The organism is Reichenbachiella sp. MALMAid0571 (genome assembly GCF_040151475.1).
Lineage (GTDB): Bacteria > Bacteroidota > Bacteroidia > Cytophagales > Cyclobacteriaceae > CAXBNB01.
In genome coordinates, this window is sequence record NZ_JBDKWG010000137.1 from 179,572 (window position 1) to 197,723 (window position 18,152).

At 38.8% G+C, this 18,152-nt stretch carries 10 protein-coding genes; all 10 read right to left on the reverse strand.

The features are described from left to right. Positions 1-90: 90 nt before the first annotated feature. The 10 genes from AAOP42_RS14320 to AAOP42_RS14365 all read right to left on the reverse strand — a co-directional run bounded on the left by AAOP42_RS14320 (position 91) and on the right by AAOP42_RS14365 (position 18,095). Entirely contained in the window at positions 91-1,716 is a 1,626-nt protein-coding gene (locus AAOP42_RS14320; protein WP_349529221.1) for a sulfatase family protein, read from the reverse strand. Between the two features lie 152 nt (positions 1,717-1,868). Further along, positions 1,869-3,356: a sulfatase family protein gene (locus AAOP42_RS14325; RefSeq protein WP_349529222.1), complete on the reverse strand. Its 1,488-nt coding sequence runs from the start codon at positions 3,354-3,356 to the stop codon at positions 1,869-1,871. Between the two features lie 12 nt (positions 3,357-3,368). Continuing rightward, a complete protein-coding gene (locus AAOP42_RS14330) occupies positions 3,369-4,895 on the reverse strand; it encodes an alpha-L-fucosidase (RefSeq protein ID WP_349529223.1) in 1,527 nt (508 codons plus the stop codon). Continuing rightward, positions 4,892-6,433: a sulfatase family protein gene (locus AAOP42_RS14335; protein ID WP_349529224.1), complete on the reverse strand. Its 1,542-nt coding sequence runs from the start codon at positions 6,431-6,433 to the stop codon at positions 4,892-4,894. The genes AAOP42_RS14330 and AAOP42_RS14335 overlap by 4 nt, the downstream gene beginning before the upstream one ends. Next, positions 6,430-7,116, reverse strand: a complete 687-nt coding sequence (locus tag AAOP42_RS14340) for an SGNH/GDSL hydrolase family protein (protein ID WP_349529225.1) — start codon at positions 7,114-7,116, stop codon at positions 6,430-6,432. Before AAOP42_RS14340 ends, AAOP42_RS14335 begins: the two co-directional genes overlap by 4 nt. An 11-nt stretch (positions 7,117-7,127) precedes the next feature. Next, positions 7,128-8,540 (reverse strand): sulfatase, encoded by a 1,413-nt coding sequence (locus AAOP42_RS14345; RefSeq protein WP_349529250.1) that lies wholly within the window; start codon positions 8,538-8,540, stop codon positions 7,128-7,130. A 6-nt stretch (positions 8,541-8,546) separates the two neighbouring features. Continuing rightward, on the reverse strand, positions 8,547-10,940 hold the full coding sequence (locus tag AAOP42_RS14350; protein ID WP_349529226.1) for a hypothetical protein: 2,394 nt from the start codon (positions 10,938-10,940) through the stop codon (positions 8,547-8,549). 656 nt (positions 10,941-11,596) lie between these two features. Continuing rightward, entirely contained in the window at positions 11,597-12,295 is a 699-nt protein-coding gene (locus tag AAOP42_RS14355) for a carboxypeptidase-like regulatory domain-containing protein (protein WP_349529227.1), read from the reverse strand. Between the two features lie 136 nt (positions 12,296-12,431). After that, the gene (locus AAOP42_RS14360) at positions 12,432-14,297 is read right to left on the reverse strand and encodes a SusD/RagB family nutrient-binding outer membrane lipoprotein (protein WP_349529228.1); all 1,866 of its coding nucleotides are present in this window, start codon (positions 14,295-14,297) and stop codon (positions 12,432-12,434) included. A 12-nt stretch (positions 14,298-14,309) separates the two neighbouring features. Continuing rightward, positions 14,310-18,095: a SusC/RagA family TonB-linked outer membrane protein gene (locus AAOP42_RS14365; RefSeq protein ID WP_349529229.1), complete on the reverse strand. Its 3,786-nt coding sequence runs from the start codon at positions 18,093-18,095 to the stop codon at positions 14,310-14,312. Positions 18,096-18,152 lie beyond the last annotated feature (57 nt).

Genomic DNA, 18,152 nt, shown 5'->3' on the forward strand with positions numbered 1-18,152 from the left:
CATATTGAATAAATATTTACTTCAAGGGTTCGTCAGTACCATTTCTTTAATACGTCAGTGACGTGCTTCATTTTTCACTGATGCATCCCTTTATTTGTTCCAATTTTCGTCTATGATTGATTGAATATGAGGGTAGTTTTCGTCTGTTTCCTTAAACTCAGCCCTGAGTGACTTCAGTTCCTTTTTCAAGTTTGCAGTGATCTCTTCATAGCCTGCTTTACCATACAAATTATCCATTTCAAACGGGTCATTCACCAGATCATATAGTTCCCAACCTGGGGGAGTAAAGTATTCAAAAGGCCTTTTCACACTAAATTCTATTCTATCTTCAGGCCAATTTCCATCCTTCATCCTTTTGATATAGTCGCATCCATAAAAAAAGATCAGTTTATACTCCTTAGTTCTTACTCCAAAATGAGCCGGGTTGGCATGAGCATGCGCCATGTGCATCCAATAGCGATAGTAAGTGGACTTGCGCCAATCACTTGGCTCATTACCTGTTGACAAAATTTTCTTAAAACTTTTTCCATGCATGTAGTCAGGTACTTTGCCTCCGGCCAATTCTATAATGGTCGGAGCAAAATCGGTATTATTGATAATAGCATCCGTTCGTGTGCCTGCTTTGATCATTTTCGGATACCTCACAAGAAAGGGCATTCTCATGGATTCCTCATACATCCATCGTTTGTCTATATAATCATGCTCCCCTAGCATAAAACCCTGATCACCAGTGTATATGATAATCGTATTGTCCATAAGACCTTCTTTTTCCAGGTAGTCAAAAATACGCTTCACATTATCATCTACTCCTTTTACACATCGCAAATAACGTTTGAGGTATTCCTGATAGGCCAAATGAGTATATTCAGGATCTGGAATGCTTTGGTCTATTTTCATGTGTTGTCCCATATTTCTGTTCTCATCTCTATGAGAAACAGACGAGCCAATATTGTGTAGCATGTCTCCGTTTTCACCTTTGGTGGCAACAGACCCATTATTTGCATTGTAATATAAACTGGCAGGTTCAGGTATTTGAGTCTTTTCCAGATAGTCTTTGTACCTTGGAGCAAACTCAAACATATCATGAGGTGCTTTAAAATGATGCATCAGAAAAAACGGTTTGGATTTGTCTCTTCCCTTTAACCATTTCAAGGTTTGATCAGCAATTATGTCACTGGAATGTCCTTCATACTGATGTCCTTTTACGGTAACTTTCTTTTTCCCTTGCATTATTTCAACTGTTTCATCTGACCCTTTTTCGTATAACACAGAATTAAAATAACTACCCTGACCATGAAGTACATTGTAATAATCAAAAGTTTCCGGTGCTTCTTTCAGATGCCATTTGCCAATAATCGCCGTTTCATATCCAAGTTTTTTGACTTCATGTGCCAGGTATTGATTTTCAGCTTTCAGTCTCCCATTCAAATCCTGTACACCATTGGCCTGGCTATACTGGCCAGTCATGATAGTGGCTCTTGAAGGTGTACAAATTGAATTGGTACAAAATGCATTTTCAAACAAAATACCTTCATGTGCCAGACGGTCTATTGTTGGCGTAGGATTCAATTTGGCCAACCTGCTGCCATACACACCAAAAGCCTGACTGGTATGATCATCTGACATGATGTATAGTATATTAGGTTTATCCTTAGCCTGAGTGACTCCTGACAAAATGAAAAACAATAACAACAAGATACTTCTTAAATTAGTCATAGCATATAATGTTTTTTCTACTAAATATTTGTTAAATGCATTGTAAATGTCCCGTATTTTCGGGTCACTTACTTTCTAAATTTCTTCCTGAAATGATACTTTTTTATCCCCAATCATTGAATGATAAATGTTAAAGAGAAAAATAGATCAGGTTATTTCAATGAAACCTGAAGGGTATCCCCTACTTCTTTCTGTAAATCCAGAAGCTTACTATACATTTCTTTTTTGATCTTCTTATATTTTTTATCGTCAATGACATTTAGCATTTCCTGAGGGTCTTTTTCCAGATCAAACAACTGCTGATGGCCATTGTGTGGATACAAAATCATCTTATACTTATCTGTTCTTACCATTCGTTGAAAATGCCTGTAATTTCCAAAAATAGCTTCATGGACTTTTTCTTGCTTACCATCCAATATTCCCTTCAAACTTGGAAAATCAACTGTCTCGGGAATTTCCAATCCTGCCATTTCACATGTAGTAGCAAAAATGCTTTGGAGGTAAACCAATGCATCAGATTGTTTCCCTGCATTGATACCTGGTCCTGAAATAAAAAATGGCATTCTAATACTGTGGTCATACATGTTTTGTTTTCCCATCAATCCATGATGCCCAACAGCTAACCCGTGATCAGCGGAAAAGATTATGTAGGTATTGTCTGCTTTTCCACTTTTTTCAAGAGCTGTTAAAATACGCCCAATCTCATTGTCCATGTGGGTGATAATGGCATAATACTCGCTTCTATGCACTTGAACCTGATGTTTGGTTCTTGGAAATGGTGCCAGGTTTTCATCTCTTAATTTATGATCTCCCTGATCAAATGGATGTTCCGGAACAAAGTTTTCCGGTATTTTAATGTTCTCGGGAGGGTACATATCCACGTATTTTTTTGGTGATTGTCGCGGGTCGTGTGGCGCATTGAATGCCACATACATAAAAAACGGATTGTCCGAATCGGCCACTTTGTTTTGAAGAAAACGGATTGCATTGTCTGCATATAACTCAGATGTATGTTGCTCTATCACATATTCAGGGCCAATGCTTTTGTTTCCATTTTCATCATAAACTACATCTTTTACTTTTGGTGCCCAATGACCTGTATATAATGGATCAGTAGGATCCCATGAATTATTTTCCTCTGTCGGTCTTCCATAACCCGGCTTCCATTTAAGTTCCGGATGCATCGTTTCATACATCCCCTTACCAATGCTTTTGGCATACTTAAAGCTTTTCAGTACAGTAGCATCTCCATTGTGCCATTTCCCTGTAAGAAATGTCTCGTATCCGGCATTAGAAAAGGTTTCTCCCCAAAGCTGATTATGATTCACACCTTCCCTTGCAGCAAACATATATTGTCCTGAATTGAGCATGGCACGGCTTGCAGCGCAAACAGCTCCTCCCCAGGCTCCCTGATTGAAACAATGTGTAAACACCATTCCTTTGGCAGCCAGCTTATCAAGATTCGGTGTTTTCACTTCTGAATTGTTAAGTGAACCAATGGTAGAATACGCCTGATCGTCAGCGAATATGAAAAGAAAATTTGGGCGCTCGCCAGCTTTTTTCTCTTCCTTTTCTTTCGGAGAAGTACTAGCCGACAATACTACATACAGGGCAAATAATATTAATGGTAATTTTTTCATAATAAAGTTCATCTATTTTCTTGGTGTAATTTTAAATCCATAAGCGAAATCATAAGGTTTTTTGTCTGGCATTGTAACATACAACCCCATCCCATCCTGCTTCCATTCAATATCTCCTACTCCGAGCATGGTAACTGACTCAATAGGATTGATCGCAGCATTGTAAGGAGTAATTAATTTGAACCTTACTTCTTTGCCTTCACCAGGCCAGTCCATCACAAAAGCATAAAGCGTATCCCCTTTGGTAGTATATCTGATATCTTGAGCAGTATATTGAGACAATCGAGCCATCTCTGCCACGTTATTGATAATACCTTCGCCAAACTCGATCCATGGCCGGGTACCATAAATTCCTTCACCATTCAGATCCATCCACTGTCCCATTTCTTCCAGTAATGTGATGCTTTCCTGATCGAATGAGCCATCAGCTTTGATGGGTATGTTGAGTAACAGGTTTCCATTTTTACTCACAATATCGATCAATTTGTCAATGACTGCATTAGTGGTCTTGTACTGCGCACCACTTTTATAACCCCATGGACCAATCGTATCATCGGTTTGCCAGGGATCAATCCTGATCTCAGGAGCCTTACCTCTTTCATAGTCCAAAGTAGTGAGATCAGGAACATAGTAGCCGGTAAACGGTCTCGGCTTGGTACACATCACAGCTTCCTGCTTTCCTCCGTTTACTTCCATTGAGTGGTTATACAAATGAGCTATTACCTCCATTCCTGCCTTGCCATAATCTCCTCTGAATGGAATAGCTCCATCAAAATAAAAATGGTCGGGATGGTAATTATCAATCAGATCCTTCATTCTTTTCACCCATTCGTCCTTCCATTCTTGTGGTGGATTTTCCGGGCCAGCAGAAGACAGATCACCATGTTTTTTGAAATAAAAGTCATCGTACTCCGGGTTATCTCCATCGTAGGGTACTCCTGCCAAAGACCCATTCTTATCCGATTGATTGGCCACATTCATCCAACTGTATGCCCTAGCCACATGAGTGGTTACACCAAATCTTAACCCATGCTTCAATGTTGCTTCTCTCCACATTCCAATCAAATCCTTTTTCGGCCCCATTTCTTTGGCATTCCACCTATGATATTTCGAATCCCACAAGTCAAAATTATCATGATGAACAGCACATGGGGTAAAATATTTAGCTCCTGCCTTTTTAAACATAGCCAGTGTGGCATCAGGATCAAATTTCTCAGCCTTCCACATGGGTATAAAGTCTTTGTAACCGAATTTTGAAGGGTGTCCGTAAGTTTCTACATGATGTTTGTAAGAACCCGACCCTTCCTGATACATCCGGCGAGGATACCATTCATTCATTTCTGCGACTGAATACACACCCCAGTGAATATATATCCCAAATTTGGCATCATTGAACCACTCCGGGGATTTGTAATTACTTAATGATTCCACTGTACCTTCAAAAGGTACCTGGTTATCTTCTATTGGTTGTTCCTTTTTCTGTTGACAAGAAATCACCAACAGAAGTATTGAAATACCTATTGAGAATTGATACCTCATTTTCTTCCCGTTTTTTCCAGGTACTCTTCTCTGGTTACTGGCAAACTCTTAGCTGCTCCTTTTTTCCCTCCCAAAGCAACTTTGTTCAATTGTTCGGCAGGATGGTCATAGTAAGATGTATCCCATTGATAATAAACAGGACTGGCATCTTTCTTTGGCAAACCATCCAGAACTTTTTGAAATTTCTCTATAGATGCCAATATTTTAGGATCATCGGAATCTATCAGATTGATTTGCTCATCCGGATCATTTTTAAAATCTATAATTTCATAAATATGTCCTGTGGTATCCACATAAACTTTGTATTCCTTATCACGAATTACTCTATCACGAAACTCCTGCACGCTTGTGACTTTGTCATTAACTAACATAGCAAATCGACCACCAAGCCCCTGAATCCATTGTCTTTCTGTATCGGTGCTTTTTCCTAAAATAAGGGGTGCAAATGAATGTCCGTCATAAGTAAATTCCTTATCCATTTCCGCTCCCGCCAAATCACAGAAAGTTGGCAACAAGTCTGTAAAATCCACTAAGGCATCAGTTACTACTCCTGCAGGCACAATACCCGGACAGTTAACTATAAAAGGTGCATTCAATCCATTCTCAGTCAGGTGCATTTTACCCCCTCGCACATAACGGTCATTCATTCGGCCAATCTGTCCGGTTCCCGTTCCGTTATCTGTTGTCCAGACTATGATAGTATTGTCCCTGATTTTCAACTCTTCCAATGCGTCAGTCAATTTCTTTAGAATGATATCAGTATATCTGGTCATGGCTTCATGCTGATCTTCCTTGGGGGCATCAGGTTCTGCAGGAGTAGTAGTAAGTGGACCATGAGGCAGACACATTGGATAATAAATCATCATCGGTTTTTCTTTGTTCTTTTTCATAAAATCAATGATGAAATCTGAAAAAATATCTTCCCCAAACTGACCTTTATAAGTCTTACTACCTTCTTTTGTGTGGATATATGGATCCCAATACCGCAACTGACTGGCAGCAGTACTCGGCCCTCCATTTTCTCCACCTGTCCACATACAATATTCATCAAAACCAGCCTTAACCATTGCTTCAGGCTCAAGTCTGAAATCATTGATTTGCCATTTTCCAGCAGCACAAGTAGCATATCCTGCGTCTCTGATCATTCGACCAAATGATGGGTTCATAATCGGATCGAACCTGCCTCCATGTCCAAGTCTGGGTACATCATAATGATTCACCCAGCCATGACGCCAGGGATATTGACCTGTCAGAAGTGTAACTCTGGAGGGGGTACACTGTGGCATAGAATAAGCATTTTCAAATCGCATTCCTGTACGGGCCAGTTCATCAATATTGGGAGTACTTATGTCTTGCGCACCATAAGAGCTTATCCATTCCTTACCTATATCATCGAGCATGATAAATAGAATATTGGGCTTCTTTTTAATTGGTTTTTCCGATGTGCAACCAGATAAAAAAACACTTGTTAAAAATATGATTATCGTTAAGCTTTTATAGGCCAATGATCTCAAGTCAATCAATTTATTATCTATCATATCACAGATTTAATTTTTTTCACCACTTCTCTAGCTAAGAACTCACTTCCAGCTTCTGTAAAATGTACATTTTTAGGTGGCTGTAATTTTTCCAAATCAGGTAAGGTCAGGGCATTCAAGTCATTCACCATAATGTCATTTTTCTTCATAATTTTCAAAGCCACTTTATTGTATTTTTCAGGTTGATCTGCCCTTCTGAGAGGACCACCCGGCTTATCAGGGTAAGATGTAGTAGTGGCAAAAATAAGTTTAGCACCTGTAGCCTTTAATTTCGCTACTATCCCGGTTAAATTCTTTTCGTAGGTTTCCAGATCCGCTTGCTGTGGATCTTCCTGTTTGTTGCTGTTTTTTCCAGTTACAGGGTCAACATGCTTAAGATCATGTAGCCCAAAATTAAAATGAATTACATCCCATTTGGTATCTCCAAGCCATTCGTCTATATATTGAACTCCTTTGGTCGTTCCTTCACAATTCAAATAGCCTCCTCCAGAATTTAATGGACGTTGCACATTAGCCACGCCATCCATAAAGCCTTTTACATAATTTGTATAACCAATAGAAACCGAATCACCAATGAGCAACACATTAGGTAGTGCATTTTTGGAATATGCCAGTAGCACATTGGGGCTAATCGCAATGCCAGTACCTATCATTGTTTTCTTTATAAAATTTCTTCTTTGCATCGTAGCTGAATTTAATTTTGAACAGGTTTGTTTTTATTTAGAAATGATACCAGCCGATTTTTCATAGAAAGGGTCAATTCTTTATTTTCAACTGATAGTTCTTTGTCCTCAGAAATATCTTTTTTGACATTATACAATTTCACTTCTTCCGTATCCAAATCCAGAATCAACTTATAATCACCTTGCCTCATTGCTGCAGACGGTGTATGTCCCGAAACATGTTTGAGAGGATAATACCAATACATCTCCCTTTTATTTAGTTTACTGTTTTCTTTAGGATTAAAGACATTTACACCATCGACATGCTGATTAGGTAACAATGGAAGTCCGGCAAGTGATAATAATGTTGGATAAAAATCGTAACCACAAATCACCTGATCAGATTTCGTTCCTGATTCAACCTTTTTTGGATACTTGACAATAGCCGGAACTCTGATGCCTCCTTCGTACATCCATCCTTTGCCAAACCGTAACGGGAGATTGGAAGTTGGCATTTGCGGTGTGCCCCCCTTGGTGGTGGAAAAACCACCGTTATCTGAAGTAAAAACAATAATAGTATTCTCTTCCAGCCCTAATTGTCTGAGCGTATTCATGATCTTACCAACACTTTCATCCAAGCTCTGTACATTGGCTGCATACACCGGATTTGATTGCCTGATTCTGGAATACGCCCTGTCATCTATTTTTTCCAACACATCTCTGGTATCCAGTTCATTGCCTTTTGGTTCGTAATGTTTGATATACTCTTCTTTTCCTTGCAAAGGAGTATGTACAGCATAATGAGAAAAGTACATGAAAAATGGTTTTTCTCTATTGTTCTGAATGAAATCAATCGCTTCATCGGTAAGTCTGTCTGTAAGGAATTCCCCTTCTTTTCCTCCGGACAGCCCAAGGACATCTCTTTCTATAATTACCCTTCGTTTACCACCAATCCAATCTTGTCCAATATCTTCGTAAGGATAAAAATAAGATCCCGGCTGTCCGGCATAATTCACCCCAACAATCTCATCAAATCCCTGATTGGCAGGATGCCGCCCCTCAGTCATACCCAAATGCCACTTACCTGTAAAGTAGGTGGTATAACCATTTTCTTTAAATGCTTCTGCCATGGTTTTTTCATGAGTTGACAAACTTCCGGTCACACCAACATTTCCGGTTTTAACAGGCATCTTACCTGCCATGATTCCCGCCCTACTTGGCCCACATACAGGATGAGGTGCATAAGCTGCCGTAAACAAAATCCCTTCCTTAGCCAGTTGATCAAGAGCAGGAGTTTCATAGTATTTGCTGCCATAGCATCCCAAATCCATCCATCCCAAGTCATCAGCCAAAATAAAAATGACGTTTGGTTTGTCTGCTCTGACCTGGCAAAAGATAAATACTAAGAAAAGAAAGGATATTATGATTTTCCTTGGTGCAATCATCACTGACTATAAATTTATTTTTTCTTCATTTCCTTCCTGCTTCACTATCAGGTTTACAGTCATATCATCATCCCCAGCAAAAGAGCAATCAAAACGGAAGCTATGAGATCCTTTCCTCAGTACGGGTGGTTTTCTTCCCATATCATAAGTTTCAATAAATCTGCCTTTTGAGTCATAAATTCTCAATTCCTGAGACCCATTGCACACAACGGAAGCTCCAACTTCCATTTTATCCGGCAGGTTGAATTTGAAAGAATTGTCAAACTCTAGTGACAAGTCAGAAATAGTACCGCTACTTTTTTCCTGATCGCTTTTCAATGTCAATCTAAATTGAAGGGGTTGTTCTTCACTTCTGTTTGAAAAAAACCATTCCGAATCAGTAGGCTCGCCCGGCTGAAGTACTTTCTTCACATGTTCGAAACTATTAGTGGAAAACGGATGTAACAGCAGTGTTTTAGCATCCACTCTTTCCAGATGAAATTCGTTGTTTCCGTCTTTAAGTCTTTCCCGTTGTTCATCAGAAAATGCACCTGATAATCTGGCTTCTTCCCATAATTTGATCAAAGCCAGCAACTCATCGGTATATGGATTTGCTTCTAAAGATGGCCTCCTGAGTACCATTGCAAAGCCTGCATTGTAGCCAGCGGCTCTTGCCATCATCCACTCAATATCTGTAGGAATAGTGGTTGGAGTGATCATAAACCAACCCAACATATTCTTCAGATAATTTCTTTCTAAAAAAGGCTGAACCTTGAACCTACGATCGGCCTGACTTTCTCTAAAACCTCCATACCAGGGTTCACCCCAGTTGATAAAATGATTAATATGCCAGTAAAAATGCTTTAATCGACTGGAACTATTTACCGTAACATGATCCAACTGATTGTACCAGTCCAATGCAAATTTATCCATGGCGTAATCTCCATTTCCTGTAGCAAAACACCCTTCATGACCATCGAATCCCATTTGATTCACTCCGGTTTCATTTAAAACATTAGTAATATTCTTAACCATATCTTTCTGCATGTCCCAGTTAGGATAGAAGGTTTTATAGGCAAAATCCAATAATCTTACCGTTGTTTCTCCTTTTGAATGAGCTGTCGCTTTAGTTCCAAACGCTCCTCTCTGGCAATCATACAATATGAAAGGTTTTTCTGTGCTGACTGTTCCGTACCGAATTAGTTCGTCACCAATACGAACAGTATTCATCTTACTGTTTTTTTGGCTCAAGATCATTGCATTGTCAGAAATCTCAATATCATAATCTGAATCGCTGATATCTTCCACCAACTCTGCTGAACCTGATATTGCCAGTCTCCTGTCAGGAACAGGGGTAATGAATTTATCGTTTGGTGTAATGAAATTACTAAGTGTATGCACACCTACATTCAGCCCACTTTTTTTGGCTTTGTCTGCGCAAGCTTTCAAACCGTCTATACCACTGGGAAAAAACTTTTCATCTAACTCAAAATTACCCCAGGTTTTGAAAGGCCCTTCATGATACAGTGATCTTAACCCTGCCTTATTGGTATATTCGATCATTACATCCACATCTTCTTCTGTAAAAGGTGAAATGGCATAAGCTCTGTTTGTCTCCCTGGATTCCTTTACCCAGACACCATTTATTTCCGGATGAGGCAAACCTTCGGCCACTTCAATAGCTCCAATAGTTTTCAAAGCCATTTCCGGCTTACAACCAAAAAGTGCTATGGCAGAACCAGTGATCTTTCCTTCCTGGTCATTCAAAATATCTATAGGCCTGTCAGGAAATTTATTCTCCCATCCTTCCCAGGTAGATGAAGACCTGTCTTTTGTCCTGTCAATTGCAAAGGCCTGCAAAACCGAACCAAACTCAGTTGCTTCGGCTACAGTACCATGATAGCTGGTTACTCCCCTGATGTTATCCAATTTTCCGGCAGAAGTTTTGGGATTCAAAGATTGAATACCGATCGCAAATTCCTTGTTTCTGACCACTCCTACATTTTCTCCTATAGTTTCCGTTATTTCTGTAGGATAAGGGCCCCAAATAATGGCTTCAAGCCCCTCATCATTTGCAGTACTGGCTACTGTAAATGACACATGGGTTTTCTTTTTTTCTATATTTAAAACTACCTGAACCTTTGTCTGTTCAAATCCCAGTCTATATTTCGTGCCATCTAGTTTCTTGAAAGAAGCAGGCATACTCAGTTTTCCATCTGAAACTATGGCAAGTAAAGCACCTTTGTTTGCAGAAGGAACATAGTTTTTATTAGTTTTTATATCTATCAAAGAAGTAACAAAACCACTTTGATCTATTTCAATTTTAAAACTGTCAGTAATAAATGCATCTGATCCTTTTTTCTGAAATGAAAATAAGGCAAATACTATGGCTAATGCCACAAATCGCATTGTTTTATTCATTGTTTGTTTAACGTTTAATTGTTCAGGTTTTCGTTATTTGTTAGACCTGAAGTATTCGAATTAATTAATATCATTTATTGTATAAATGTCATTTTTATCAATAGACCAATACAATAGACACTCATAGATAGAGTCGCTCAGTTGATACAAATCCCTCAACAGATCAACCATTTATATACTTATCCATTTTCAAGAAATACGCAAAGTCGTTTTCATAGCTACCTTTACTAACAGGACGATAAATCACCTTCTCACCTACCATGTAAATACAATTATTTTACATTTTATTTTGAGATCAGAGTTTTCGGGTTTTACCTCCATTAGACTAATTGTAAAAAATGCAAAGCCAATGCCAAGACCAGATTATAAGTCACTCTGAAACACTTCAATAATTCGTCATTTATATTTTTTCGATACGTCAGTTGGATAGATAACAAAAAATAAACAGGTGAAAACCAAAGGGTATCACCTGCAATTTTGAAGCACTTTATAACCAATTATTTCAAAATTTAATTTTTTATGAAATAGCTGTTGTATGGTATTAACTACCTCCTACAAAAGACTATCATCCCACCGGCTTTGATATGAATCGCCGCATCAATATTACCAGTAATTAACCTGTTGAGCTATGCGTGTCTAAGTACAGATACAAAAAATCACTTGGTTGTGATCACAATAACTCCGGCACCTCCACTCCCTCCATAAACCGCTGCTGCTCCACCTTTAAGCAAGGATACATCTTTAATATTTCTTGTATCTAAGTTTGTGACGGTAGATGATGTGATTTTTGAGCCATTCAAAACTATGATAGCTGGTGTACTTTGGGTTCCGACACTTCCTGACAAGCCTTCTCTGAAGTAAGCATTATTGTTTTGAACTACTACGCCTGCAATTCTGCCTCTTATTATATCCCATACTGAATTGTAAGAAGCAAATTCCTGTGCTCTTCTCTCTTTCAGACGTTCAATAGCATTAGTCCTATGCGCCTGTGGTATGTAGCGAAAACCATCGTTTACCTGCTCCTTTCCATCTTCGGAGAAATCATCAGACAAAAGTTCCATTTCCACATTTATTTCCTGACTATCTCCTTTGATACTGACCTTTTGTGTTATAAAACCATCTCCAGAAAACCGAAGTTTATCTTTGCTACTTACTTCGATAGAAAATTCTCCATTACTATTACTAACTGTTTCCTTTTTACTTTTAGATGCGTATATCGTGATTTTTTCAAGTGGAATATCATTCCATATTGTCACTCTGCCTGAAATGATAACAGGATCGGCTAGTACAATATTCAAAAAAGAAATTAAGCCAGTAAATAAGAGTAATAAGGTTAATGATTTTATCTTTTTCATATTTTGGAGTTTTGATTTAAACCTGCAAAAGTTTTTTAATACTCTGCTTCTATGAACTAAAAAAGAGACTGTCTCAAAAGAATTAGGCAGTTGTATTTATACCTTTTGAGACAGCCCCTTTTCAGTTTAGTTCTTGTTAATCTTTAAAAGTCTCCGGAATACCCGGATATTCAACAAAATAATAAATATCATTTTCTACATATGGATTTGTGCCACGCTTACTTTCCGGAACCCAGAATATAGGTGAAGTGAAGTTACTTTCATCTGCAACTGCCTTGAATTGCTCGGTGTTAAAAATACCATCATCTGCATCATAAGGGATGCGTTCTACAATTCCATTGTCTTCCCTCAACACATTACCTACATCTCTAAATTTACCTAAAATAGGATGTCTTGTCCTCCTGATTTCTGCGGATAATTCAAGTGCTTCTATGACATTGATATCTATGTATTTTTGGCGCATCAGAATTTCCATTTTAGCTTCTGTATCAACGGCATTTTCAAAGTCTTGCCCGATTTTGGTTGCCCATGTCTGGATCACAGCATCAGACGGCTTACCAGGAAAACACATATTGTAAAAGTTAACTCCTTTTCCATTATAGTTGTCAACATCCAATGTGGCAATATTTGATGTATTGGTTGTTTTCCCCCAATTGTTCATAGAGTACCAATAATTGATAGAACTCACTACTGCATTTTCAATATGCTGCCTTGCAGTTGAGCCTGTATTGGCCAAACCTTTCAATGCAGCTTCTGCCAATAACAATTCGATTTCTGCTCTGGTAAACACTCTTACAGGTTCAATAAGGTTGGTAGTAGAAAATGGATTCCAATGCGACCATCCATCCAAATCAAAATGTTTATCGGCCTGATTATGACGCTCATTATTTGCTCCTACATGAATAGAAGCGTCCGTTCCATGATCTGCAATATTCCATTCACTAACCTTCAGGTCGATTGCTGTAGAAACCTCATAACTATACGATACCGGCATATATAAGCCCTCTCTGTTAGGAATAGCAAGAACCGGTAGTCTGGGATCGTCCAATCCCTCTGTATATACATGATCTCTATCTTCATCCAACCAATACATCAACTCAGGAGGAAACCACAGTGCATTACGGCTATTATTTGCCATATTGGCTTTGTAGGTACCGGCACTGGCCTGATTGATCCAGCTTTCATCCCGTGGGCCTTCAATATCTCCTGCAGGAAGATTGCCCCCACTTAAGATATCGGCTATAACCGCACCTGCTTCTGTTGGGTGCACATCACTTACACGTACGGCTGCCCTCAAGCGTACAGCAGTAGCAAACTGTACCCATTTGGTAACATCTCCTTTGAAAAAGACATCATACTGCTCAAACAAAGCCCTGCCTTTGGTCGATAAACCAGCATCCGCAGATTTTATCCCATCAGCATGCTCTTTAAATTTGGCCATTATATCCTGATAAACTTCCCACGGATCATCATACTGAGGAAAATAAACTCCCTCAGAACCCTTTAGGCCATCGAAATAAGGAATTGAATTATAAAAATCCACACTCTTCATGGCACTGTACAATCTGAATATCCTGGCCATATGAGAATAAACCAAATAATCTTTTTTCTCTTCTTCATCCATATCGGCTATCAAACCTTCCATTAGTGGTAATTCCTGAAAATATTGATAATTGTAGTCGTACAAGCGTTGAAACCCGGTCGTTGGCCAACTAGCTGTAGGATCATCATAATTTCCATATAGAGTACTACTGGTCCGGATAGTAGAATTCAGATGTATTCGATTGGGGATTCCGTGCCCATTAACAGAATTCTGATACCAACTGAATCCCTGATTCTTAAAGTCAGCCATATCACCCATCATCTGAGTCCACATCCTGGGCACAATATCCTGATCGTCAAAATACGTATTCGGATTGTCAAAAAGTTCTTGCAAATTATCCTGGCAGGCTGTTGAACTTAGTAACAACAGCGTCAATAGTATTAATAAATATTTTTTCATGATACTGTATTTTTAAATTCCAAAAGAAAGCTGAAAACCAAAACTCTGAGTAGATGGCAACACATCTTCGCCTTTGAAAGTCTTGGTGCCGGTAGATGCTTCTGCATCAAAATTTGGCATGGTTTTGTACAAGTACCCAAGATTTCTGGCAAACAAGCTCACAGAAAGGTTTTGTAAACTAATTTTCTGAACAAATGTGCGTGGAAAAGCATACGACAAAGTAATTTCCCGTATCTTGATATAATCATTGTTATATCTGGTATTAACACCATCTAATACCTGTCCACCTGTGGTAAATATGAATTTGTTGTCACTACCATAATACTCACTGGCACTTACAATAACATCATTCTCCGTATATACCGGATTCTCAGGGTCTGAAGCATCTTCTTGCACACCATTGACAATCATACCATCGTGGTACAATAACCCATCCATTGCATTTGCCGGAGCTGTCTGATCATGCTGCCATGGTACTTTCTCGCTGGTATCTTCATCAATATAGTATGCTAAACCACCATATTTTTCATTTCTCCCAGGCAGAGATTGTACTGTGGTTCCAGTACCTTTCAAAACATAGTCTGCAAAATTATACACTGTTGCCCCGTAAGAATAATCTAAGAAGAACCCAAGATTAAATCCTTTGTAGCTCAGGTTGGTAGAAAACCCACCAAGTAAACTTGGATATATATTTCCCATCAATATGTCTTCTTGTGAATCTATATCATAACCAACCCCATTAGAAGCAACAATTTGTCTTCCGGCAAATTCCCCTTCTTGTACTATCCTGGGCCCCTTTGCATAAATATTTCCTGACTGCTCACCTTCCCTTGCTATCACCTGAACACCATGCCCTACATCAGTAATCACTTTTTGTGGTAATCCCGGAAACAACTCTTGTATTTGGTTGTGCTGACTTGCCATAGTCCAGGTCATATCTAAACGCAGGTCATTCGTTTGCAGGGGTGTACCCTTCAACATAAGTTCATAGCCCCAGTTCCTTACATTTCCGGCATTTACTTTAATGGCATTAGCTCCTGTAACAGGATGCAAGCTTACAGACATGATCTGATCATACACATTATTTGTATAATAAGAGAAATCTAAACTCAACCTGTTGTTTTTGAAAAAGTTCAACTCAGTCCCTATCTCAAATTCTCTTTTTCTCTCTGGTTTGATAGCTCCTCCAAAAAGAGTTGCTGGTGCCTGTACACGTAGGGCATCTGTATCATTTAACAAATTGCCTGCCTGAAAAGAAAAATTTGAAGCAAAGTAAGTACTTGGAGCATCCCGGCCAATATCTGCAAATGAGGTTCTCAACTTACCGAATTGTAAGAAAGGAACTAAGTTTCTGGCTTTTTCTGTGAAGTTCCAGGTAAAAGCTACTCCCGGATAAAAATACGTATTGTTATCCGGATCCAAAGTAGAAGTCCAATCCCTTCTCGCATTTAATTCCAGAGTATAAGTATTATCCCAGGTAAAAGTAGCCAATCCCAATACACTATACAATTTCCTTTCATCGGTCGTATATCCTCTTACATTACCTATCTGGTCAGAGTTTTGTGGCCAATAATTGACATCCTGAGCAACCAATTGATTCCCTAAATTAAACCAATCAGCATAAATAAAACCGCCTTCAGAATTGGTATAGACACCTGCATACAATTTATCATTATACAATCGGCTATACGTAGTACCACCCATGGCAAATATTTTCAAACGATCATTAAGAACCAGTTTGTCAAAATTCAAAAATGCCCTGTATTCCTGATTAATTGCTTTTTCCTTTTGCACCCTGTACTCACCACCCAAAATATCAGGGCTAACAGCAGTGGGCTTCTCTTTATTTTCAATATCAGTATTAGTAAGATCCATACTGGCCTGACCTACAAAATACAACCAGTCTGTGAAATAAACTGTAGGACGAATGGAAGAAATCAAATGGGATTTTTCATCAACGTACCTATCTGCCTGTCTGCCATAATACTGGCGTGCCATAGGCAATTCAGGATACCAATTCTCCAAAATGCCCGGCACATAGTCCGGATCAAAATTATCACGGTAGTCATCTGTATATAAATACCCATAATTAGGGCTGTCAGGGTCAGTAACCATATACTTGCCATTGGCAATCAATTCTTCATATGGGGCATCCCTGTTTATACCGTTCACCATTCCAACAGCCCATTCGCTTATCCTGTTCTGAGTTTTTACATTGTAATAGTTGGAAGAAAAGTCCAGTGTAACTTTCTTGGAAACATTTAACTTTCCTGCAAAAGAGAATGTATTTTTCTTTTGAAAGAAATCAGGCACAATCCCCTGATAATCATAATTGGTATATGAAAACCGCATATTGCCATAATCCCCCCCATTGGTTACAGCAAAGTTTGTGCTTTGTGTGTGGCCATTTTCATAAAAAAACATATAATTGTTAGGATATGCCCGATACGGCCGGGTCACACCATCCCAATACAACAAATTGACATCTTCATTGCCGGCAAAAGCAGGCCCGAAGTTTAAGTGTGTAGCATGCTGTGTAAGTGTGTTTACTCCATTGACATCTATCCAGTTGTCTGAGCCTGTGCCAAAATCCCTGAATGCATATTCATTCTCTCCAGATCCAAATTCATTCTGAAAATCGATGTAGTTTTTTGGTCGCTCAACTGAATACTGGTAGTTCACATCCACTCCAAAACCTTTGGAGCTTTTACCTTTTTTGGTAGTAATCATTACTACTCCATTTCCCCCTGCACTTCCATACAAAACTGCAGCCTTGGCACCTTTAAGGATTTCCATAGACTCTATGTCCAATGCATTCAGGTCATTGATTCCACTACCGTAATCCCCCTTTCTTTCGGCATTTCCACCACCGTCATAAATCTCACTCTCAGTATCGTACATAGGCACCCCGTCTATCACAAACAGAGGCCTTGTTTTGGCATCAAATTCAAGTGCATTTGTGCCTCGTATATTGATTTCCACACCACCTGTTGGACCGGACACGGACTGCCTCACATTAACACCAGCGGCTCTTCCCTGAAGTATGCTGAATGGATTAACGGGGTTGCCAGCTTTAACCAGATCCTTACCTTCTACTTTACTTACAGCATAACCAAGCGACTTTCTATCCCTCATTACTCCCATCGCAGTTACTACTACTTCTTCAAGCTCCGTTAAGTCCGATTCTAAAACAATATCAACAATAGACCTTCCGGAAACATCAACTTCTTGAGAAGCATATCCTATAAAAGAAAATACTACTATAGAACCTTCCGGTACTTCAATTTTATAATTACCATCAATATCTGTAACAAGTCCGGTAGTGGTTCCTTTGACTATAATATTAACCCCGGGTAAGCCATTGCCTTCTGTGTCTGTTACTTTACCAGATACAGAAACATTTTCCACCATATCCAGAACAGAAAAACTTTTTTGCACCCCTTTTCTGTTTACAATAATTTGATTGTTTACCCTTTTGAAATCAACATCAGCTTTTTTAGAAATGTCCTTTAAAATGTCATAAAGATTTTCATTGTCCCTATCGATTGATATTTTTTTCTTTAAGGGAATGTTATTGGTAGCGTAAGAAAATTCAAAGGAAGTCCCATTTTCCAAAAGCTGAAATACTTCCTTTAAAGTAATATTGTTGGCCTCAAGAGACGTATTGATGTCTTTCAGGCTTTGGCCTTTAGCCAAATCAGTTGCCAGGAGCATAGAAGCACCCAGGCAATTCAAAAACAATATTAAAAATGTGTACTTGCTCACCTTAATAATTGTGTTTAAGTAGGATTTTTTCATAATTTTACAATGTTTTTAATGAAACATAAGTTTTGTTAAAAGAATCTAAGAAGAGCC